Below are 20,726 nucleotides of genomic sequence, written 5' to 3'. Positions count from 1 at the left end.
TTGTTCCTCACACCAGACCGCTCAGGGTCAGCAGCAGGTCAATGGCTTTAATACCGATAAATGGCACCAGCAGACCGCCGAGGCCGTAGATCCACAGGTTGCGGCGCAGCATCGCCGAGGCGGAGAGCGGGCGATAGCTCACCCCTTTCAGGGCCAACGGGATCAGGAAGACGATGATCAGCGCGTTGAAGATAACGGCGCTGAGGATCGCCGACGATGGCGAATGCAGGCCCATCACGTTCAGCATCGCCAGCTGGGGATAGACCGCGGCAAACGCCGCCGGAATAATGGCGAAATATTTCGCCACGTCGTTGGCAATACTGAAGGTGGTCAGCGAGCCGCGCGTCATCAGCATCTGTTTGCCGATATGGACCACCTCAATCAGTTTGGTGGGGTTGGAATCCAGGTCGACCATGTTGCCCGCCTCTTTCGCCGCCTGGGTGCCTGAGTTCATGGCCACCGCCACGTCGGCCTGGGCAAGCGCGGGCGCGTCGTTGGTGCCGTCGCCGGTCATCGCCACCAGCCGACCTTCCGACTGATACTGGCGGATCAGCGCCAGCTTGGCTTCCGGCGTCGCTTCGGCGAGGAAATCGTCGACGCCGGCCTCGGCGGCGATCGCCGCGGCGGTAAGGCGGTTATCGCCGGTGATCATCACCGTTTTAATGCCCATTTTGCGCAGCTGGGCGAAACGTTCTTTGATGCCGCCTTTGACGATATCTTTGAGCGAAATAATCCCCAGCACCTTTTCACCTTCGGCAACCACCAGCGGCGTTGCCCCCTGGCGGGCGACCTCTTCCACCTGCTTCTCGACATCGGCAGGGAAGTGGCCGCCGTTGGCCTCTACGTGACGGCGAATCGCGTCCACCGAGCCTTTACGGATCATGCGCTGATCGATATTGATGCCGCTCATCCGCGTTTGCGCGGTAAAGGGGACAAAGGTGGCGTGCAGCGACTGCAGATCGCGTTCGCGCAGGTTGAAGCGCTGCTTCGCCAGCACCACGATGCTGCGTCCCTCAGGGGTTTCGTCAGCCAGCGAGGAGAGCTGGGCGGCGTCGGCGAGGGTTCGCTCTTCCACACCGCGCGCCGGCAGGAAAGCGGAGGCCTGGCGGTTGCCAAGCGTAATGGTCCCGGTTTTATCCAGCAGCAGGACATCGACATCGCCAGCGGCCTCCACCGCGCGGCCGCTGGTGGCGATCACGTTGGCGCCCAGCATACGGCTCATCCCGGCGACGCCGATCGCCGACAGCAGACCGCCGATGGTGGTCGGGATCAGGCACACCAGCAGAGCGACCAGCACGGTGACGCTCACCGCATTGCCGCTCCAGGCCGAGAAGGGCCAGATGGTGGCGGTGGCCAGCAGGAACACCAGCGTCAGGGCGATCAGCAGGATCGTCAGGGCGATTTCGTTCGGCGTTTTACGGCGCTGGGCGCCTTCCACCATGGCGATCATCCGGTCGAGGAAGGTTTCTCCCGGGTTGACGCTGCAGCGGATCACCAGCCAGTCGGAGAGGATGCGCGTCCCGCCGGTCACTGAGGCGAAATCGCCGCCGGATTCGCGGATCACCGGCGCGGACTCGCCGGTAATGGCGCTTTCGTCCACCGAGGCGCCGCCTTCGATGACTTCGCCATCGCAGGGGATAATATCCCCGGCTTCCACCAGCACCACGTCGCCTTTGCGCAGGTCTTCCGCCGGCACATGGTCGACCGTCGCGTCATGCTGCGGGGCGCGCAGCTTACGGGCGAAGGCCGTTTTTTTCACCCCTTTCAGGCTATTGGCCTGGGCTTTGCTGCGGCCTTCCGCCATCGCTTCGGCAAAGTTGGCGAACAGCACGGTAAACCATAACCAGATACTGATGGCGGCGGTAAACGTGGCGCTGCCGGTCATGGCGCCGCCAGCCATGGCGATGGCCAGCAGGGTGGTTAACAGGCTGCCCACCCAGACGATAAACATCACCGGATTGCGCCACTGCACCATCGGGCTGAGTTTTTTCACGGCATCCAGCAGCGCCTGGCGCACCAGCGTCGGCTCCAGCAGGGCTAATTGTTTGCGACTCATAACAGGGGGCTCCGCATCGCTCAAAGTAAGGAAAAGTGTTCGGCCAGCGGGCCAAGCGCCAGCGCAGGAATAAAGGTCAGGGCGCCCACCAGCAGCACGGTGCCGATCAGCAGACCGATAAACAGGGCGTCGTGGGTGGCCAGGGTACCGGGGCTGGCCGGTTGAATTTTCTTCGTCACCAGCGAGCCGGCGATAGCCATCACCGGAATGATGACGGCGAAGCGTCCAGCCAGCATGCAGAACGCCAGCAGCAGGTTCCAGAAGGGCGTCGCCGCGCCCAGGCCGGCGAAGGCGCTGCCGTTGTTATTGGCCGCCGAGGTGACGGCGTACAGCACTTCGCTAAAGCCGTGCGCGCCGGGGTTGAACATCCCGGCGCGGCCGGCCTCGGTCATCATCGCCAGCGCCGTGCCGAGCAGTACCAGCGTCGGGGTGACCAGAATGGCCAGGGCGATCATTTTCATTTCCCGGACATCGATTTTCTTCCCGAGGTACTCCGGGGTGCGGCCGACCATCAGCCCGGCGATAAACACCGCCAGCATAACGAACAGCAGCATGCCATAGAGACCCGAGCCGACGCCGCCGAACACCACTTCGCCAATCTGCATCAGCCACATCGGCACCATCCCGCCCAGCGCGGTGAAGGAGTCATGCATGGCGTTGACCGCGCCGCAGGAGGCGGCGGTGGTGATCACCGCGAACAGACTGCTGGCGAGAATACCGAAGCGGCTCTCTTTACCTTCCATATTCAGGCTGCTGTCGGCGCCCAGCGTCAGCAGGTGCGGGTTGCCGCGGGTTTCCGCCCACATCACCACGGCGACGCAGAGGATAAAGATCAGCGTCATCGCCCACAGAATAGCGCGCCCCTGGCGGCGATCGCTCACCACCTCGCCGAAGGCGAAGCACAGCGCCGCCGGGATCAGGAAGATGGCCAGCATCTGCACGAGATTGGTCAGCGCCGTCGGGTTTTCAAACGGATGGGCGGAGTTAGCGTTAAAGAAACCGCCGCCGTTGGTGCCCAGCAGCTTAATCGCTTCCTGTGAGGCGACAGGCCCCATCGGCAGCAGCTGGTGCGCCCCTTCGAGGGTGGTAAAGGGCTGGTAAGCCTGCAGGTTCTGCGGCACGCCTTGCTGAATAAAGAACAGGGCCACCAGCAGAGAGAGCGGCAGCAGCAGCCACAGGGTAATGCGCGTCAGGTCGACCCAGGCATTGCCGAGGGTGGACATTTTCTGTCGGGCGAAGGCGCGGGTCAGGGCGAAGACCACGGCGATGCCGGTGGCGGCGGAGAGGAAATTCTGCACCGTCAGCCCCACCATCTGGCTGAGATAGCTCATGGTGCTTTCGCCGGCGTAAGCCTGCCAGTTGGTATTACTGACAAAGCTGACCGCGGTGTTGAGCGCCAGATCCCACGGCAGCCCCGGCAGGTGCTGCGGGTTAAAGGGCAGCACGCCCTGGAGCATCAGCAGGGCAAACAGCGCCAGGCCGCCGAGGGCGTTAAACAGCAGGATCGCCAGCAAATACTGCAGCCAGCCCATCTCATCGGCGCGGATCCCGGCCACGCGCCACAGGACGCGCTCGACGCCGGCCAGGCCGGGAAGCGGGATGTTGTTCACCATTCTCGCCAGACACATCCCCAGCGGGCGCGCCAGCGCCAGCAATACCAGCAGGTAGCTGGCTAATAATAAAAATCCCTGGGCAGCCATCAGAATGCCTCCGCATGTATCAAGGCATAAACCAGATAAGCCAGTAACAGGAACACCAGCCCAACGCCAGTGAGTACGCCTGCAGTCACAATCCACCTCCGGGTGTGTTTTTGATTTACCAGGAGAATAGAAATTACGGCGCAAAGATTTCGCAAAAATCCGCGGGCGCGGTGTAAAAAAAGTATAAAAATGGCAAAGGCACAATTTAACTGATGGTTAGTATTAATTTAACTTTTTCGTAACTAATTTACGGGATGAATGTAAATTAAGTATAAATACGTGCTTTTTAGTGGTCGGATGAGTAGTAAAATTACAACCAACGCGGTACTATTTTGCTCAAACAAACATGGTAATTTTTTACCGGCGCGACTTGCCGGCCTGACAAAGGGGAGAGAAATGATGGCGTTGTACAAAGCTTATCCTGCTCATATTATTTTGCTGCGTCGGGCTTTCGCCGTCGTGGCTGGCGTCGCGGCGCTGCCGGTGATGCTGTTCTGGAAAGATCGCGCCCGCTATTACAGCTGGCTGCACCGGGTGTGGTCGAAAACCAGCGAGCAGCCGGTGTGGATGGCGCAGGCGGAAAAAGCCGCTCACGACTTCTACTGATTCGCCCTGCTGCAATGAAAGCCAATAACCGCCGGTTGCCCCCGGCGGTTTTTTTTCGTCGCTTGTCTACACTCGTTGCAAGCGCCGCAGCGGAATTGGCAGGTGCTTATTTTGCCGGAGCGCGCTATTTTTTCCGGCTTAGATCATGAGATGAGTTTTGCTGACGGATAATGAGGAGTGATATGGCCACCCATCTGGTCTGGTTACGCACGGATTTACGCATTCACGATAACCTGGCGCTGGCCGCCGCCTGCCGCGATTCGCAGGCGCAGGTGCTGGCGCTCTATATTGCCACCCCGGGGCAGTGGCGCGAGCATCATATGGCGCCGCGGCAGGCCGCTTTTATCGCCAGCCATTTGCACAGTCTGCACGCCGCGCTGGCGGAGCGTGGCATACCGTTGTGGGTAGAAGAGGCGGACGATTTTAGCGCCAGCGTCGAGCGGCTGGCCCAGTTTTGCCAGCAGCACCAGGTCAGTCATCTGTTCTACAACTATCAGTACGAATTCAATGAACGCCAGCGCGATGCCGCCGTTGAGAACACCTTGAGCGAAGTGATTTGCCAGGGATTTGACGACAGCGTCCTGTTGCCGCCCGGCAGCGTACTGACCGGCGGCGGCGAAATGTATAAAGTCTTCACTCCGTTTAAGAATGCGTTTATTCGCCGGCTGCGGGAAGGGCTGCCGGCGTGCGTGGCCGCGCCAAAGCCGCGCGAGGCACCCGCCCGCCAGGCGCCGCCGCCGCCGGAGCTCAACTATCCGCAAACGCCGTTCGATGGGCTGCTGTTTGCCGCGGATGAAAAAACGGCGCTGGCGCGGCTGCGCACGTTTTGTCAGCAACCGGCGGCGGATTATGAGGGGCAGCGCGACTTCCCGGCCGTGGAAGGGACCAGTCGCCTGTCGCCCTGCCTGGCCACCGGGGTGCTGTCGCCGCGCCAGTGCCTGCATCGGCTGCTGACGGAACACCCCGCCGCGCTGGACGGCGGGGCAGGCGCCACCTGGCTTAATGAGCTGATTTGGCGCGAGTTTTACCGCCATCTGATGGTCTACTATCCGAAACTCTGTAAAGGACGGCCGTTTGTCGCCTGGACCGATAAGGTCGCCTGGCGCGAAGAGGATGGCGCCCTGCAGGCCTGGCAGCGCGGGGAGACCGGCTATCCGATTGTCGATGCCGCCATGCGCCAGCTTAACGCCACCGGCTGGATGCATAACCGGTTGCGCATGATCGTCGCCAGCTTCCTGACTAAAGATCTGCGCCTCGACTGGCGGGCAGGGGAGCGCTATTTCATGAGCCAGCTGATTGATGGCGACCTGGCGGCGAACAACGGCGGCTGGCAGTGGGCGGCTTCGACGGGCACCGACGCCGCGCCCTATTTCCGCATATTTAATCCCACCACCCAGGGCGAGAAGTTTGATAAGCAGGGGGTGTTTATGCGTCGCTGGCTGCCGGAGCTGGCAAAGGTGCCGGAGAAGGCGCTGCATCAGCCGTGGGCGTGGGCGGATAAACAGGGGATTACGCTGGATTATCCGCGCCCGATAGTCGATCACAAGCAGGCGCGGCAGGAGACGCTGGCGGCCTGGGAGGCCGCCAGAAAGGGGATTACTCCACCGCCAGACGGCGGGTCCTGACCTTCAGCGAGTGATACAGCCAGATGACCAGCACCACGCCGACGCAGGCCAGCGCGCCCCAGGTGATCTGGCTGAAGACGTTGATGTAGGCGTCAATGGAGTAGTTCACCGCCCCGGCGGCGTCGAATGACGCCTGCGAGGTCTGGTCGGCGATAACGCCGGCCAGATAGTTGGCGATAGCCCCGGAGAGCAGCATATAGATGCCGGTCAACACCCCGGTGACCCCCGGGATCTCAATGCGGGTGATTTGCGACATCGCGACCGGGTCGATAAACAGTTCGGCAAAACCCATCACCGCCAGCCCCAGCACCATCAGCGGCATGGATGACTGACCATAGGCCGCCGACCAGCGGGCGCTGAGGGTTAGGATGCAGAACCCGGCGCTCATCAGGCCCAGACCGAGGGCAAATTTTCCCCAGATGCGCACGGTGCGATTACCGCCGACGCTCTCTTTCACCAGCCACGCCAGCACCATGCCGCAGAGCATCACCGCGAAGGCGTTGATCGACTGGAACATAGCGGTAGGGACTTCGTAGCTCATGATATGGCGGTTAACGAAGCGGTCAATATACAGGCTGATGGAGCTGCCGCCCTGTTGGGCGAAGGCCCAGAACAGCAGGCTGAAAGCGGTCAGGACGACGATCAGGCGCAGATCCTTGCGCTGTTTATCGGTCTCAGCGCGCAGGTAGATCCGCGCCAGCACCGCGAGGCCAATGGCCGTGGCCACGATCAGGGCATATACCGACCACTCCTGCCAGAACAGCACGGCAATCAGCAGCGGAGCAGTGACCAGCAGCACCAGCAGCCAGCCCCAGTTCGGCAGCAGGAAACGACGGGCGCACAGCGCCTGGCGGTTCACGCCGGCGGTATGCTGGAAGTGACGGTTGCCGCAGAGGAAAATCACCAGTCCCGCCACCATGCCGATGGCCGCCAGGGCAAAGCCCATCGCCCAGCTATACTCCTCCTGGACGTAGCCGCAGGCGATCGGCGCGATGATCGAGCCGATATTGCCCGCGGCATACATCAGCGAGAAACCGCCATCGCGACGCGGATCGGCGGGTTCGTACAGCTCGCCCAGCAGACAGCTGACGTTGGATTTAAACAACCCGTAGCCGCAGACGATGATCGCCAGCGACAGGTAGAGGAAGACCGGGGCGGTTTCGCTGGCCCCGAGCACCAGATGGCCAATGGCCATCAGCAGCGCGCCGAGCATGACCGCCATCCGGTTGCCTAACAGCTTATCGGCCAGATAGCCGCCGAGGATCGGCGTCACATAGACCAGCGAACAGTAGGCGCTGAACAGGGCGTAAGCGTGGTTATCGTCATATTTAAGCTGATTGGTGAGATAGAGGATCAGCAGGGCGCGCATGCCGTAGAAGCTAAAGTATTCCCAGATTTGCAGCGCCACGACGTAGTAAATCGCCCGCGGTTGCGATGATGTTGTCTTCATGAGAAGTGTGTTTCCTGGCGTAAAGCGAAAGTCGATCGTTCTGCATGAATAGCGTTTAATTAGTCATATTCATGGCTTGAGGGGCTTTCTGATTATTTAATATGCTTTATTAATGCATAAATATACACGAATGCGCGGCGGGATGAATAGACAAATTGCGCTATTCGGTAAAAAGTCATCGTCAGTGTCGGAGGCGGACTATCGACGACCCGAATGGATCTGGTTATGTTATGCCTTTGTATACCCTGATTATCTGCTGGAGTGGCGATGAAAAATAGCGAACTGGAACAACTGATAAACGACAAGCTCAATAGCGCAGCCATCAGTGACTTCGCCCCTAACGGTCTGCAGGTGGAAGGGCGCGACACGGTGCACAAGATCGTCACCGGAGTCACGGCCAGCCAGGCGCTGTTGGATGAGGCCGTCCGCCTGCAGGCGGATGCGGTAATCGTCCATCACGGCTATTTCTGGAAAAACGAATCGCCAGTGATCCGCGGCATGAAGCGCCGGCGCCTGAAAACCCTGCTGGCCAACGATATCAACCTCTACGGCTGGCACCTGCCGCTGGATGCCCATCCCGAGCTGGGCAATAACGCGCAGCTGGCGCATCTGCTGGGGATTAACGTGCTGGGCGAAATCGAACCCCTGGTGCCCTGGGGCGAACTGTCGATGCCGGTGTCCGGCCTCGAGCTGGCCTCGTGGATTGAAGCGCGGCTGGGACGCAAGCCGCTGTGGTGCGGCGATACCGGGCCGGACACCGTCAGCCGCGTCGCCTGGTGTACCGGGGGCGGCCAGAGCTTTATCGACGCCGCGGCGCGCTTTGGCGTGGACGCGTTTATCACCGGCGAGGTGTCGGAACAAACCATCCACTCTGCCCGCGAGCAGGGCCTGCATTTTTATGCCGCCGGCCACCACGCCACCGAGCGGGGCGGCATTCGCGCCCTCAGCGAATGGCTGACGGAAACCACCGACCTGGATGTCACCTTTATTGATATTCCTAACCCTGCCTGACGGGAGAGAGAAAAGTGCAGCGAGCGCGTTGTTATCTGTTAGGAGAAACGGCTGTCGTGTTGGAGCTGGAGCCGCCGGTTACCCTTGAAAGCCAGCAACGGATCTGGGGATTAGCCCAGCGTCTGGCAAACCATGAAGAGGTGATTGACGCCATTCCCGGCATGAACAATATCACTGTGGTGCTCCGCCGCCCGCAGGAGGTGGCGTGGGAGGCGATAGACCGTCTGCAGCGCTGGTGGGAGGAGAGCCTCGCGATCGAGCCTGAGTCGCGCTCGCTGTCTGTTCCGGTCGTCTACGGCGGCGAGGCCGGACCTGACCTCGGTGTAGTGGCGCAGCACAGCGGCCTGAGTGAAAAACAGGTCGTGGAGCTGCACGCCTCGGTGGAATATCTGGTCTGGTTTATTGGTTTTCAGCCGGGATTTCCCTACCTGGGCGGGCTGCCTGCGGCGCTGGCGACACCGCGTCGCGCCGAACCGCGCGTGCTCGTTCCGGCCGGATCGGTGGGTATCGGCGGCGCGCAAACCGGTATCTATCCGCTGGCGACGCCCGGCGGCTGGCAGCTGCTGGGGCGCACCGCGCTGACGCTGTTCGACCCGGCGCGGAAGGAGCCTGCGCTACTGCGCGTGGGCGATAAAATTCGCTTTGTGCCACAAAAGGAGGGGGTATGTTGACCTTGATCCGCGCCGGCCTGTACACCTCGGTACAGGACGGTGGACGAGAAGGCCTGCGCCAGTCTGGCATCAGCCGCTGCGGCGCCCTGGATTATCCCTCGCTGGTGATTGCCAATCTGCTGGTTGGCAACGAGGCGAATGCCGCCGGGCTGGAGATTACCCTCGGCCAGGTGGAGATCGAATTTGCCCGCAGCGGCTGGTTTGCGCTGACCGGCGCCGCCTGCGAAGCGACGCTGGACGGTAAAGCGGTCTGGGTGGGCTGGCGCACCGCCTACCGGGCCGGGCAGCGGCTGGTGCTGAAAACGCCGCAGCATGGCATCCGTAGCTATCTGGCGGTGGCGGGCGGGATTGCGGTCCCCGAGGTCCTTGGCTCGCGCTGCACGGATCTCAAGGCGGGGATTGGCGGTCTGGAAGGACGCCGCCTGCAGGATGGCGACAAGCTGAAGCTCGGGAAAGCCGCCCGCCGCTTCACCACCCCGCGCGGCGTCAAGCAGCTGCCGCTGGGCAACCGCATTCGTGCGCTGCCCGGGCCGGAGTATCATGAATTTGACGAGGCCTCGCAGGCGTCATTCTGGCGCGCCCCCTGGAAGCTCAGTCCGCAGAGTAACCGCATGGGGTACCGCCTGCAGGGGCAGCCGCTGAAACGCACCACCGATCGTGAAATGCTGTCGCACGGCCTGCTACCGGGCGTGGTGCAGGTGCCGCACAACGGCCAGCCCATTGTGCTGATGAACGACGCGCAAACCACCGGCGGCTATCCGCGGATCGCCTGCATTATCGATGCCGATATGTACCAGCTGGCGCAGATCCCGCTGGGGCAGCCGATCCATTTCGTGGCCTGCTCGCTGGAGGAGGCGCTGAAGGCGCGGGCCGATCGCCAGCGTTATCTTGAACAACTGGCCTGGAGACTCCACGATGATGATTGATCTTAATGCCGATCTCGGGGAAGGCGGGGCGAACGATAGCGCGCTGCTCCAGCTGGTGTCATCGGCGAATATCGCCTGTGGTTTTCACGCCGGCGACGCCGGGCTGATGGTGCAGAGCGTGCGCGAGGCGCTGAAGTACGGCGTGGCGGTGGGCGCCCATCCGGGATATCCCGACCGGGAAAATTTTGGCCGCACGGCGATGGATCTACCGCCGGAAACGGTCTATGCCCAGACGCTGTATCAGATTGGCGCTCTGGCGGCGATCGTTCAGGCGCAGGGCGGCGAGCTGCAGCACGTGAAGCCGCACGGCATGCTCTACAACCAGGCGGCCAAATCGCCGCCGCTGGCCGACGCGATCGCCCGCGCGGTCCGCGATGTTAACCCGCAGCTGGTGCTGGTGGGTCTGGCGGGCAGCGAATTGATCCGCGCCGGACAGCGCTATGGTCTGACGACGCGTCAGGAGGTGTTTGCCGATCGCGGTTATCTGGCCGACGGCAGCCTGGTGCCGCGCAGCCAGCCCGGGGCGCTGATTGACAGCGAAGAGCAGGCCCTGGCGCAAACCCTCGAGATGGTGCAACACCACCGGGTGCGCAGCGTCAGCGGCGAATGGGCGAATGTGGTGGCGCAGACGGTATGTCTGCACGGTGATGGTCCGCATGCCCTCGATTTTGCCCGCCGTTTGCGGGCGGCGTTCGCCGGGCGCCATATTCTGGTCAGCGCTCAGCCTGAGGCTGAGATATGACAATCGGCATGACCGCGAAGGAGAGGATGGTGGCGGGAGTATTACTCACCGGTTTCGAACCCTTTGACGGCGAGACGGTGAACCCTTCCTGGGAAGTGGTGCAGCAGCTTGACGGCACTATGATTGCTGGCCAGCCGGTGACCGCCCGGCAGCTTCCCTGCGTGTTTGGCGAGGCGCTGTCGGCGCTCGACGCGGCGATAGAGGACCTGCAGCCGAAGCTGGTTATCGCGGTGGGGCAGGCCGGCGGTCGGGTCGATATCAGCGTCGAACGTGTGGCGATCAACGTCGATGATGCGCGCATCCCCGATAACAAAGGCCAGCAACCCATCGACACGCCGATCGTCGACGGCGGGCCGGCGGCGTGGTTCAGCACCTTGCCGATCAAAGCGATCGTCAACGCGCTGCGCGATCGCGGGATCCCGGCCTCGGTGTCGCAGACCGCCGGCACCTTCGTCTGCAACCACGTCATGTACGGCCTGTTGCACAGGCTGCAGGGTCAGGCTGAGGTGAGAGGCGGTTTTATCCATATTCCATGGCTACCGGCGCAGGCGGCGGCCCATCCCGGCGAGCCGAGTATGGCGATCGCCACCGTGCGGGAGGCGCTGGAGACGGCCATTGCCGTGGCCCTGCGCCAGCCGGTGGACAGTAAACTGGGCGGCGGCGCCACCCACTGACAAAAGGATGACAGTATGCCGGAAGGTCCGGAGATCCGCCGCGCGGCGGATACACTGGAGGCGGCAATCAAAGACGAACCCTTAACCGACGTCTGGTTCGCCTTTCCCCGGTTGCAACCCTACCAAACCCCGCTGATTGGTCAGCGGGTTACCCATATCGACACCCGGGGCAAAGCCCTGCTGACCCGCTTCTCCGGCGGCCTGACCCTGTACAGCCATAATCAGCTGTACGGCGTCTGGCGCGTGGTTGACGCTGGCGAACAGCCCGCCTCTAACCGGGTGCTGCGCGTCAGGCTCCAGACCGCCAGCAAGGCGATTTTGCTCTACAGCGCGTCGGACATTGAGATGCTCACAGCGGAGCAGGTGGCCAACCATCCGTTCTTGCTGCGCATCGGTCCGGACGTACTGGATATGACGTTAACCGCGGAGCAGGTGAAAGCGCGGCTGCTGTCGGCCAAATTCCGCCATCGTCAGTTTTCCGGCCTGCTGTTGGATCAGGCTTTTCTTGCCGGGCTGGGAAACTATCTGCGGGTGGAAATCCTCTGGCAGGTGGGGCTGACCGGGCAGCATAAGGCCTCGGAGCTGAATGCAATACAACTGGATGCGCTGGCGCACGCGCTGCTCGATATCCCGCGGCTTTCTTATCGTACCCGCGGCCAGCCCGATGACAACAAGCACCACGGCGCGCTGTTCCGCTTTAAGGTGTTCCATCGCGATGGCGAACAGTGCGAGCGCTGCGGGGGCGTGATTGAGAAGACGATGCTCTCCTCGCGGCCGTTTTACTGGTGCCCGCGCTGCCAGCATTAAGCCGGCGGCCAGGCAGCGCCAGACCTCATCGTCAGGCATAAAAAAACGCGCCATCAGGCGCGTTTTTATCATCCGGACAGCGAGATTAACGCTTGATGTCGGACTGGAAATCGCGTTTTTCGTAGCCGGTATAGAGCTGACGCGGACGGGCGATTTTCATGCCATCGCTGTGCATTTCGTTCCAGTGCGCAATCCAGCCCACGGTACGCGCCATGGCGAAGATAACGGTAAACATGGAGGACGGAATACCCATCGCTTTCAGGATGATACCGGAGTAGAAGTCGACGTTCGGGTAGAGTTTCTTCTCGATGAAGTACGGGTCGTTCAGCGCGATATGCTCCAGCTCCATGGCCACCTGCAGCAGGTCGTCTTTGGTGCCCAGCTCTTTCAGCACTTCATGGCAGGTTTCACGCATCACGGTGGCGCGCGGGTCGTAGTTTTTGTACACACGATGGCCAAAGCCCATCAGGCGGAAAGAGTCATTCTTGTCTTTCGCACGACGAACAAATTCCGGAATGTGCTCAACGGAGCTGATCTCTTCCAGCATTTTCAGCGCCGCTTCGTTGGCGCCGCCGTGCGCCGGTCCCCACAGGGAGGCGATGCCGGCTGCGATACAGGCGAACGGGTTAGCGCCGGAAGAGCCCGCGGTACGTACCGTCGAGGTCGAGGCGTTCTGTTCGTGATCGGCGTGCAGGATCAGAATACGGTCCATTGCGCGCTCCAGCACCGGATTGACTTCGTACTCTTCGCACGGCGTGGCGAACATCATGCGCAGGAAGTTGCCGGCGTAGGAGAGGTCATTGCGCGGATAAACAAACGGCTGGCCGATAGAATACTTGTAACACATGGCTGCCATGGTCGGCATTTTGGACAGCAGGCGATAGGCGGCAATTTCACGGTGACGCGGGTTATTCACGTCGAGGGAGTCGTGATAGAACGCCGCCAGGGCGCCGGTGATCCCGCACATAACGGCCATCGGGTGAGAATCGCGACGGAACGCATGGAACAGACGAGTAATCTGCTCATGGATCATGGTGTGGCGGGTGACGGTGGTTTTGAATTCGTCATATTCTGCCTGGGTCGGTTTTTCACCGTTTAGCAGAATGTAACAAACTTCAAGATAGTTTGATTCGGTCGCTAACTGGTCGATCGGGAAGCCACGGTGCAGCAGGATCCCCTCGTCACCATCGATAAACGTAATTTTAGATTCACAGGAAGCGGTAGATGTGAAACCTGGGTCAAAGGTAAATACGCCTTTTGAACCAAGACTACGAATATCAATAACATCCTGACCGAGCGTGCCTTTTAGCACATCCAGTTCAATAGCAGTGTCACCACCCAGGGTGATTTTTGCTTTAGCATCAGACATTTATGGTCTCCTTAGCGCCTTTATTGCTTAAGACTGCCGGGTGGTGGATTTGCTTTCGGCCCGCGCCCGTATACGTTACCAGTTTGTTATGTTGCACACAGCTCTGCGTCAGCGAAAAGGGCAGGGTACAGAGCAACGGCGCTTGATGGCACGTTCTTCAGGGCTGCGGTGAAACAACAGCAAATCAGCGTTTTAGCAGTCCGAATATTAAAACCTGTATACCACTAATAACTGTCCTGATTACATCGGTCAATACTGACACACTGTTACATAACTTATTCTCAGGTGAAAGCATGACCTCATAACTTTTGAGCATTATTGCATTTAACTGGTAATGGTTGTAACAAGAATGTTTAATATTTGTCAAATCAGGTGATTAAAAATTAAAAAAATGTTGTTATCGTGACCTTGATCACTGTTCCGGAGAAAACCCAACAAACTATATGTAGGTTAATTGTAATGATTTTGTGAACGGCCTATACTGCGGCCAGGTCTCCGGAACACCCTGCAATCCCGAGCCACCCAGCGTTGTTTAGTGATGTTTTAATGCCTGAAAAGACGTTTTAACATGACTTCTGGTTATAGAAAGGACGCTGTCTGACCCGCAAGCAGACCGGAGGAAGGAAACAATAAGAACAGCATGTGGGCGTTATTCATGGTAAGAAATGTGAAAAAACAAAGACCTGTCAATCTGGATCTACAAACGATACGGTTCCCAATCACGGCGATAGCGTCCATTCTCCATCGCGTTTCCGGTGTCATCACCTTCGTGGCGGTCGGAATTCTGCTTTGGCTGCTGGGCACCAGCCTCTCCTCCCCTGAAGGTTTTCTGACGGCGGCCTCGATCATGGATAGCTTCTTTGTGAAGTTCATCATGTGGGGCATTCTCACCGCGCTGGCCTATCACGTCGTTGTTGGTATCCGCCATCTGATGATGGACTTTGGCTACCTGGACGAAACCCTCGAAGCAGGGAAACGTTCCGCCAAGATTTCTTTTGTTATTACTGTCGTGCTTTCACTTCTCGCAGGAGTCCTCGTATGGTAAGCAACGCCTCAGCACTGGGACGCAACGGCGTACATGACTTTATTCTGGTCCGTGCTACCGCCATCGTTCTGACCCTCTACATCATCTACATGGTTGGCTTCTTCGCTACCACCGGTGAAATCTCATGGGAAGTGTGGACCGGATTCTTTGCCTCCGGCTTCACTAAAGTCTTCACTCTGCTGGCTCTCGTTTCCATTCTTATCCATGCCTGGATCGGGATGTGGCAGGTGTTAACGGACTACGTTAAACCACTGGCTCTGCGCCTGGTTCTGCAACTGGCTATCGTTGTGGCGCTGGTGGCTTACGTTCTTTATGGATTTGTTGTGGTGTGGGGTGTGTAATGAAATTGCCAGTCAGAGAGTTTGATGCTGTTGTCATCGGTGCCGGCGGCGCAGGTATGCGCGCGGCGCTGCAAATTTCCCAGAGCGGACAGACCTGTGCGCTGCTCTCCAAAGTTTTCCCGACCCGTTCGCACACCGTATCCGCGCAGGGTGGTATCACCGTCGCGCTCGGTAACTCCCATGAAGATAACTGGGAATGGCATATGTACGACACCGTAAAAGGGTCGGACTATATCGGCGACCAGGACGCCATCGAATATATGTGTAAGACCGGCCCGGAAGCGATTCTCGAGCTGGAGCATATGGGCTTGCCGTTCTCCCGTCTTGACGACGGCCGTATTTATCAGCGCCCGTTCGGCGGCCAGTCGAAGAACTTCGGCGGCGAGCAGGCGGCGCGTACCGCGGCGGCGGCTGACCGTACCGGCCACGCCCTGCTGCACACCCTGTACCAGCAGAACCTCAAAAACCACACCACTATCTTCTCCGAATGGTATGCCCTCGATCTGGTGAAAAACCAGGACGGCGCGGTGGTGGGTTGTACCGCCCTGTGCATCGAGACCGGCGAAGTGGTCTACTTTAAAGCCCGCGCCACCGTGCTGGCGACCGGCGGCGCAGGCCGTATCTATCAGTCCACCACCAACGCCCACATCAACACCGGTGACGGCGTCGGGATGGCCATCCGCGCCGGCGTGCCGGTGCAGGATATGGAAATGTGGCAGTTCCACCCGACCGGTATCGCCGGGGCCGGGGTTCTGGTCACCGAAGGTTGCCGCGGCGAAGGCGGTTATCTGCTGAATAAACACGGCGAGCGCTTTATGGAGCGTTATGCGCCGAACGCGAAAGACCTGGCGGGTCGTGACGTGGTGGCGCGTTCCATCATGATCGAGATCCGCGAAGGCCGCGGCTGCGACGGTCCGTGGGGCCCGCACGCGAAACTGAAACTGGATCACCTGGGTAAAGAGGTTCTGGAATCTCGTCTGCCGGGTATCCTTGAGCTGTCCCGCACCTTTGCTCACGTCGATCCGGTGAAAGAGCCGATCCCGGTTATCCCAACCTGCCACTACATGATGGGCGGTATTCCGACCAAAGTGACCGGCCAGGCGCTGACCGTCAATGAGAAGGGCGAAGACGTGGTGATCCCGGGTCTGTTCGCGGTGGGCGAAATCGCCTGCGTATCGGTCCACGGCGCCAACCGTCTGGGCGGCAACTCGCTGCTCGACCTGGTGGTCTTCGGCCGCGCGGCGGGTCTGCATCTGCAGGAGTCTATCGCCGAGCAGGGCACGCTGCGCGACGCCAGCGAATCCGATATCGAAGGCTCGCTGGACCGCCTCAACCGCTGGAACAACACCCGTTCCGGTGAAGATCCGGTGGCGATCCGCAAAGCGCTGCAGGAATGTATGCAGCATAACTTCTCGGTGTTCCGCGAAGGCGATGCGATGCACAAAGGTCTGGAACAGCTGAAAGTGATCCGCGAGCGCCTGAAAAACGCCCGTCTCGACGATACCTCCAGCGAGTTCAACACCCAGCGCGTTGAGTGCCTGGAGCTGGATAACCTGATGGAAACCGCGTACGCGACCGCCGTATCCGCTAACTTCCGTACCGAGAGCCGTGGCGCTCACAGCCGCTTCGACTTCCCGGATCGTGATGATGAAAACTGGCTGTGCCATTCCCTGTATCTGCCAGAGTCGGAATCCATGACGCGTCGTAGCGTCAACATGGAACCGAAACTGCGTCCGGCATTCCCGCCGAAGATTCGTACTTATTAATGCGGAGACAGGAAAATGAAACTCGAGTTTTCAATTTATCGCTATAACCCGGATGTTGACGACGCTCCGCACATGCAGGATTACACCCTCGACGCGGAAGAAGGTCGTGACATGATGCTGCTGGATGCGCTGATCCAGCTGAAAGAAAAAGATCCGTCGCTGTCGTTCCGCCGCTCCTGCCGTGAAGGGGTCTGCGGTTCCGATGGCCTGAACATGAACGGGAAAAACGGTCTGGCGTGCATCACGCCGATCTCCGCGCTGAATCAGCCGGGCAAGAAGATTGTTATCCGCCCGCTGCCAGGATTACCGGTTATCCGTGATTTGGTGGTGGACATGGGGCAATTCTATGCACAATATGAGAAGATTAAGCCTTACTTGTTGAATAATGGGCAAAATCCTCCGGCTCGCGAGCATCTGCAGATGCCTGAGCAGCGTGAGAAGCTCGATGGCCTGTACGAGTGTATTCTGTGCGCATGTTGTTCGACCTCATGCCCGTCGTTCTGGTGGAACCCGGACAAGTTCATCGGCCCGGCAGGCCTGCTGGCCGCGTATCGCTTCCTGATCGACAGTCGCGATACCGAAACCAGCGAGCGTCTGGACGGCCTGAGCGATGCTTTCAGCGTATTCCGCTGTCACAGCATTATGAACTGCGTCAGTGTGTGTCCTAAGGGGCTGAACCCGACGCGCGCCATCGGCCATATTAAGTCGATGCTGCTGCAGCGCAGCGCGTAAGTTGTTTTAGTTGCCGGATGGCGACGTAAACGTCTTATCCGGCCTACAGGAGCATATTTTGTAGGCCTGATAAGCGAAGCGCCATCAGGCAATAGATATAGCAGGAAATCTTTAAAAACCGCCAAATATGTACCAGTAATCAAGGCGTTCAGAGCGAGGTAAGGCGGCAACTGAACGCATCCCCGGGAGCATAGTGAACTATGTGACCGGGGTAAGTGAAGGCAGCTAACGCAACCGCAGCCTGAACGCCGAAGATTAATGGCAGTTTTTAAAGGTTCCTTAGCGGATAGAAACCACAACTCGTCCGCAACAAGTGAACCCCGGCACGTGCACTCGGTGTGCGTGGTAGTTTCTACGGCGAAATAAGCATATGAATGCTTAAGGGATCACGATGCAGAACGGCGCAATGAAAGCCTGGCTGGACTCTTCTTACCTCTCTGGTTCGAACCAGAGCTGGATAGAACAGCTCTATGAAGACTTCTTAACCGATCCTGACTCTGTTGACGCCAACTGGCGTTCAATGTTCCAGCAGTTACCTGGCACCGGAGTTAAACCGGATCAATTTCATTCCAAAACGCGTGATTATTTCCGTCGACTGGCGAAGGATGCCTCACGTTACACTTCTTCGATTTCCGACCCAGACACCAATGTGAAGCAGGTTAAAGTCCTGCAGCTCATCAACGCATACCGTTTCCGTGGCCACCAGCATGCGAATCTCGATCCGCTGGGGCTGTGGAAGCAAGAGAGAGTGGCGGATCTCGATCCGGCCTACCACGATCTGACCGAGGCCGATTTCCAGGAAAGCTATAACGTAGGTTCATTTGCCATCGGTAAAGACACGATGAAGCTGGGCGAGCTGATTGCCGCCCTTAAGCAAACCTACTGCGGCTCCATCGGCGCGGAATACATGCATATCACCTCTACCGAAGAAAAACGCTGGATCCAGCAGCGCATTGAATCGGTAGCCGGCAAAGCGAGCTTTACCGCGGAAGAGAAAAAACGTTTCCTCGGCGAACTGACTGCCGCGGAAGGGCTGGAGCGCTACCTCGGCGCCAAATTCCCGGGGGCGAAGCGCTTCTCGCTGGAGGGTGGCGACGCCCTGATCCCCATGCTCAAAGAGATGATCCGCCATGCGGGTAAGAGCGGCACCCGTGAAGTGGTGCTGGGCATGGCGCACCGTGGCCGTCTGAACGTGCTGGTCAACGTGCTGGGTAAAAAACCGCAGGACCTGTTCGACGAGTTTGCCGGCAAACATAAAGAACACCTCGGTACCGGCGATGTGAAGTACCACATGGGCTTCTCTTCCGATATAGAAACCGAAGGCGGTCTGGTGCACCTGGCGCTGGCGTTTAACCCGTCGCACCTCGAGATCGTCAGCCCGGTGGTGATCGGTTCCGTACGCGCCCGTCTGGATCGTCTGGACGAGCCGAGCAGCAACAAGGTTCTGCCGATCACTATCCACGGCGACGCCGCGGTGACCGGCCAGGGCGTGGTTCAGGAAACCCTGAACATGTCCAAAGCCCGCGGTTACGAAGTGGGCGGGACCGTGCGCATCGTTATCAACAACCAGGTGGGCTTCACGACCTCTAACCCGCTGGATGCGCGTTCGACCCCGTACTGCACCGACATCGGTAAAATGGTGCAGGCGCCGATTTTCCACGTCAACGCCGACGATCCGGAAGCGGTCGCTTTCGTCACCCGTCTGGCGCTGGATTTCCGCAATACCTTCAAACGCGATGTCTTCATCGACCTGGTGTGCTACCGCCGTCACGGCCATAACGAAGCCGATGAGCCGAGCGCAACCCAGCCGCTGATGTATCAGAAGATCAAAAAGCACCCGACTCCGCGCAAAATCTATGCTGACAAGCTGGAGCAGGACAAGGTCGCGACCCTGGAAGATGCTACCGAGCAGGTTAACCTCTACCGCGATGCGCTGGATGCCGGCGAATGCGTGGTGAAGGAATGGCGTCCGATGAACATGCACTCCTTTACCTGGTCGCCGTACCTCAACCATGAGTGGGACGAGAGCTATCCGGATAAAGTGGAGCCGAAGCGTCTGCAGGAGCTGGCCAAACGCATCAGCACGGTGCCGGAAGGTATCGAAATGCAGTCCCGCGTGGCGAAAATTTACGCCGACCGCCAGGCGATGGCGGCAGGTGAGAAGCTGTTCGATTGGGGCGGCGCTGAAAACCTGGCCTACGCCACGTTGGTTGACGAAGGTATTCCGGTGCGTCTGTCCGGGGAAGACTCCGGTCGCGGCACCTTCTTCCACCGTCATGCGGTGATCCATAACCAGACCAATGGTTCAACCTACACCCCGCTGCAGCATGTCCATAACGGTCAGGGCCAGTTCCGCGTTTGGGACTCCGTGCTGTCTGAAGAAGCGGTGCTGGCGTTTGAATATGGTTACGCCACTGCAGAGCCGCGCACCCTGACCATCTGGGAAGCGCAGTTTGGCGACTTCGCCAACGGCGCGCAGGTGGTGATCGACCAGTTCATCTCCTCCGGTGAGCAGAAGTGGGGCCGGATGTGCGGCCTGGTGATGCTCCTGCCGCACGGCTACGAAGGCCAGGGCCCGGAGCACTCCTCCGCCCGTCTGGAGCGTTATCTGCAGCTGTGCGCTGAGCAGAATATGCAGGTATGCGTGCCGTCCACGCCGGCGCAGGTGTACCACATGCTGCGTCGTCAGGCGCTGCGCGGTATGCGTCGTCCGCTGGTGGTGATGTCGCCGAAGTCGCTGCTGCGTCATCCGCTGGCGGTCTCCAGCATGGATGAGCTGGCGAACGGCACTTTCCTGCCGGCCATCGGTGAAATCGATCAACTTGATCCGCAGGCTGTGAAGCGCGTGGTGCTGTGCTCTGGTAAGGTTTACTACGACCTGCTGGAACAGCGCCGTAAAAACGAGCAAAAAGATGTCGCTATCGTTCGTATCGAGCAGCTCTATCCGTTCCCGCATCAGGCGGTGCAGGATGCGCTGAAAGCGTATGCGCACGTACATGATTTTGTCTGGTGCCAGGAAGAGCCGCTCAACCAGGGCGCATGGTACTGCAGCCAGCATCACTTCCGTGAAGTGATTCCGTTTGGGGCCTCTCTGCGTTATGCAGGCCGCCCGGCCTCCGCCTCTCCGGCGGTAGGGTATATGTCCGTTCACCAGAAACAGCAACAAGATCTGGTCAATGACGCGCTGAACGTCGATTAATTAAAG

Annotated in this window: 18 protein-coding genes; 13 read left to right on the top strand and 5 right to left on the bottom strand. The window is 59.6% G+C overall.

What is annotated here, in order from left to right:
* Positions 1-7: 7 nt before the first annotated feature.
* The 3 genes from kdpB to kdpF are packed head-to-tail and all read right to left on the bottom strand — an operon-like array spanning position 8 to position 3,845.
* Entirely contained in the window at positions 8-2,056 is a 2,049-nt protein-coding gene (gene kdpB / locus K5R89_RS11595; RefSeq protein ID WP_101989801.1) for a potassium-transporting ATPase subunit KdpB, read from the bottom strand.
* A 20-nt stretch (positions 2,057-2,076) separates the two neighbouring features.
* Entirely contained in the window at positions 2,077-3,756 is a 1,680-nt protein-coding gene (gene kdpA, locus K5R89_RS11590; RefSeq protein ID WP_217259392.1) for a potassium-transporting ATPase subunit KdpA, read from the bottom strand.
* Complete coding sequence (gene kdpF / locus K5R89_RS27785) at positions 3,756-3,845, bottom strand: K(+)-transporting ATPase subunit F (protein WP_020323459.1); 90 nt, start codon at positions 3,843-3,845, stop codon at positions 3,756-3,758. Before kdpF ends, kdpA begins: the two co-directional genes overlap by 1 nt.
* Positions 3,846-4,152: 307 nt before the next feature.
* Between kdpF and K5R89_RS11580 the strand changes: the two genes are divergently transcribed.
* Both K5R89_RS11580 and phrB read left to right on the top strand, forming a co-directional pair.
* Complete coding sequence (locus K5R89_RS11580; RefSeq protein WP_004142243.1) at positions 4,153-4,362, top strand: DUF2517 family protein; 210 nt, start codon at positions 4,153-4,155, stop codon at positions 4,360-4,362.
* A 182-nt stretch (positions 4,363-4,544) separates the two neighbouring features.
* On the top strand, positions 4,545-5,987 hold the full coding sequence (phrB, locus tag K5R89_RS11575) for a deoxyribodipyrimidine photo-lyase (protein ID WP_064155119.1): 1,443 nt from the start codon (positions 4,545-4,547) through the stop codon (positions 5,985-5,987).
* On the opposite strand, the gene K5R89_RS11570 is transcribed toward phrB, so the two are convergent.
* The gene (locus tag K5R89_RS11570; RefSeq protein WP_032455154.1) at positions 5,959-7,437 is read right to left on the bottom strand and encodes an MFS transporter; all 1,479 of its coding nucleotides are present in this window, start codon (positions 7,435-7,437) and stop codon (positions 5,959-5,961) included. The genes phrB and K5R89_RS11570 overlap by 29 nt on opposite strands.
* Positions 7,438-7,704: 267 nt before the next feature.
* Here K5R89_RS11570 and K5R89_RS11565 point away from each other — a divergent pair, with 267 nt between their 5' ends.
* The 6 genes from K5R89_RS11565 to nei are packed head-to-tail and all read left to right on the top strand — an operon-like array spanning position 7,705 to position 12,268.
* Positions 7,705-8,448, top strand: a complete 744-nt coding sequence (locus K5R89_RS11565) for a type 2 GTP cyclohydrolase I (protein ID WP_004885970.1) — start codon at positions 7,705-7,707, stop codon at positions 8,446-8,448.
* A gap of 14 nt (positions 8,449-8,462) precedes the next feature.
* Positions 8,463-9,119, top strand: coding sequence for a 5-oxoprolinase subunit PxpB (gene pxpB / locus K5R89_RS11560; RefSeq protein ID WP_044521671.1), 657 nt, complete (start codon positions 8,463-8,465; stop codon positions 9,117-9,119).
* A complete protein-coding gene (gene pxpC / locus K5R89_RS11555; RefSeq protein WP_023288869.1) occupies positions 9,113-10,045 on the top strand; it encodes a 5-oxoprolinase subunit PxpC in 933 nt (310 codons plus the stop codon). Before pxpB ends, pxpC begins: the two co-directional genes overlap by 7 nt.
* Positions 10,035-10,787 carry a 5-oxoprolinase subunit PxpA gene (gene pxpA / locus K5R89_RS11550; RefSeq protein WP_044521673.1) on the top strand — a complete coding sequence of 251 codons (753 nt, stop codon included), beginning with the start codon at positions 10,035-10,037 and terminating at the stop codon, positions 10,785-10,787. Before pxpC ends, pxpA begins: the two co-directional genes overlap by 11 nt.
* Positions 10,788-10,816: 29 nt before the next feature.
* Positions 10,817-11,461, top strand: a complete 645-nt coding sequence (gene pcp, locus K5R89_RS11545; protein WP_044521708.1) for a pyroglutamyl-peptidase I — start codon at positions 10,817-10,819, stop codon at positions 11,459-11,461.
* A 15-nt stretch (positions 11,462-11,476) separates the two neighbouring features.
* A complete protein-coding gene (gene nei, locus K5R89_RS11540) occupies positions 11,477-12,268 on the top strand; it encodes an endonuclease VIII (protein ID WP_032455160.1) in 792 nt (263 codons plus the stop codon).
* Positions 12,269-12,353: 85 nt separating this feature from the next.
* Here the strand turns inward: nei and gltA are convergent, their stop codons facing one another.
* The gene (gene gltA / locus K5R89_RS11535; protein ID WP_023288873.1) at positions 12,354-13,637 is read right to left on the bottom strand and encodes a citrate synthase; all 1,284 of its coding nucleotides are present in this window, start codon (positions 13,635-13,637) and stop codon (positions 12,354-12,356) included.
* Positions 13,638-14,277: 640 nt separating this feature from the next.
* On the opposite strand from gltA, the gene sdhC reads away from it, so the two are divergent.
* The 5 genes from sdhC (at position 14,278) to sucA (ending at position 20,720) form a co-directional block, all read left to right on the top strand.
* Entirely contained in the window at positions 14,278-14,682 is a 405-nt protein-coding gene (gene sdhC / locus K5R89_RS11530) for a succinate dehydrogenase cytochrome b556 subunit (protein ID WP_004142216.1), read from the top strand.
* Entirely contained in the window at positions 14,676-15,023 is a 348-nt protein-coding gene (gene sdhD, locus K5R89_RS11525; protein WP_002894949.1) for a succinate dehydrogenase membrane anchor subunit, read from the top strand. Before sdhC ends, sdhD begins: the two co-directional genes overlap by 7 nt.
* Positions 15,023-16,789 (top strand): succinate dehydrogenase flavoprotein subunit, encoded by a 1,767-nt coding sequence (gene sdhA / locus K5R89_RS11520; protein WP_004179067.1) that lies wholly within the window; start codon positions 15,023-15,025, stop codon positions 16,787-16,789. The genes sdhD and sdhA overlap by 1 nt, the downstream gene beginning before the upstream one ends.
* Positions 16,790-16,804: 15 nt before the next feature.
* A complete protein-coding gene (gene sdhB, locus K5R89_RS11515; protein WP_023288874.1) occupies positions 16,805-17,521 on the top strand; it encodes a succinate dehydrogenase iron-sulfur subunit SdhB in 717 nt (238 codons plus the stop codon).
* Positions 17,522-17,912: 391 nt separating this feature from the next.
* Positions 17,913-20,720 (top strand): 2-oxoglutarate dehydrogenase E1 component, encoded by a 2,808-nt coding sequence (gene sucA / locus K5R89_RS11510; protein ID WP_023288875.1) that lies wholly within the window; start codon positions 17,913-17,915, stop codon positions 20,718-20,720.
* The last annotated feature ends 6 nt before the right edge of the window (positions 20,721-20,726 follow it).

This window comes from Klebsiella sp. TF21-TM, from assembly GCF_019753495.1.
Lineage (GTDB): Bacteria > Pseudomonadota > Gammaproteobacteria > Enterobacterales > Enterobacteriaceae > Klebsiella > Klebsiella quasipneumoniae.
This window is presented reverse-complemented; position numbering and strand designations above follow the sequence as displayed.

Excerpts from the sequence above, each read along its gene's own strand:
- K5R89_RS11565 (WP_004885970.1), top strand. The coding sequence starts at position 7,705 with ATGAAAAATAGCGAACTGGAACAACTGATAAACGACAAGCTCAATAGC.
- nei (WP_032455160.1), top strand. The coding sequence starts at position 11,477 with ATGCCGGAAGGTCCGGAGATCCGCCGCGCGGCGGATACACTGGAGGCG.
- gltA (WP_023288873.1), bottom strand. The coding sequence starts at position 13,637 with ATGTCTGATGCTAAAGCAAAAATCACCCTGGGTGGTGACACTGCTATT.
- sdhA (WP_004179067.1), top strand. The coding sequence starts at position 15,023 with ATGAAATTGCCAGTCAGAGAGTTTGATGCTGTTGTCATCGGTGCCGGC.
- kdpA (WP_217259392.1), bottom strand. The coding sequence starts at position 3,756 with ATGGCTGCCCAGGGATTTTTATTATTAGCCAGCTACCTGCTGGTATTG.
- K5R89_RS11570 (WP_032455154.1), bottom strand. The coding sequence starts at position 7,437 with ATGAAGACAACATCATCGCAACCGCGGGCGATTTACTACGTCGTGGCG.
- sdhD (WP_002894949.1), top strand. The coding sequence starts at position 14,676 with ATGGTAAGCAACGCCTCAGCACTGGGACGCAACGGCGTACATGACTTT.
- K5R89_RS11580 (WP_004142243.1), top strand. The coding sequence starts at position 4,153 with ATGATGGCGTTGTACAAAGCTTATCCTGCTCATATTATTTTGCTGCGT.
- kdpB (WP_101989801.1), bottom strand. The coding sequence starts at position 2,056 with ATGAGTCGCAAACAATTAGCCCTGCTGGAGCCGACGCTGGTGCGCCAG.
- pxpA (WP_044521673.1), top strand. The coding sequence starts at position 10,035 with ATGATGATTGATCTTAATGCCGATCTCGGGGAAGGCGGGGCGAACGAT.
- sdhC (WP_004142216.1), top strand. The coding sequence starts at position 14,278 with ATGTGGGCGTTATTCATGGTAAGAAATGTGAAAAAACAAAGACCTGTC.
- pxpC (WP_023288869.1), top strand. The coding sequence starts at position 9,113 with ATGTTGACCTTGATCCGCGCCGGCCTGTACACCTCGGTACAGGACGGT.
- sdhB (WP_023288874.1), top strand. The coding sequence starts at position 16,805 with ATGAAACTCGAGTTTTCAATTTATCGCTATAACCCGGATGTTGACGAC.
- phrB (WP_064155119.1), top strand. The coding sequence starts at position 4,545 with ATGGCCACCCATCTGGTCTGGTTACGCACGGATTTACGCATTCACGAT.
- sucA (WP_023288875.1), top strand. The coding sequence starts at position 17,913 with ATGCAGAACGGCGCAATGAAAGCCTGGCTGGACTCTTCTTACCTCTCT.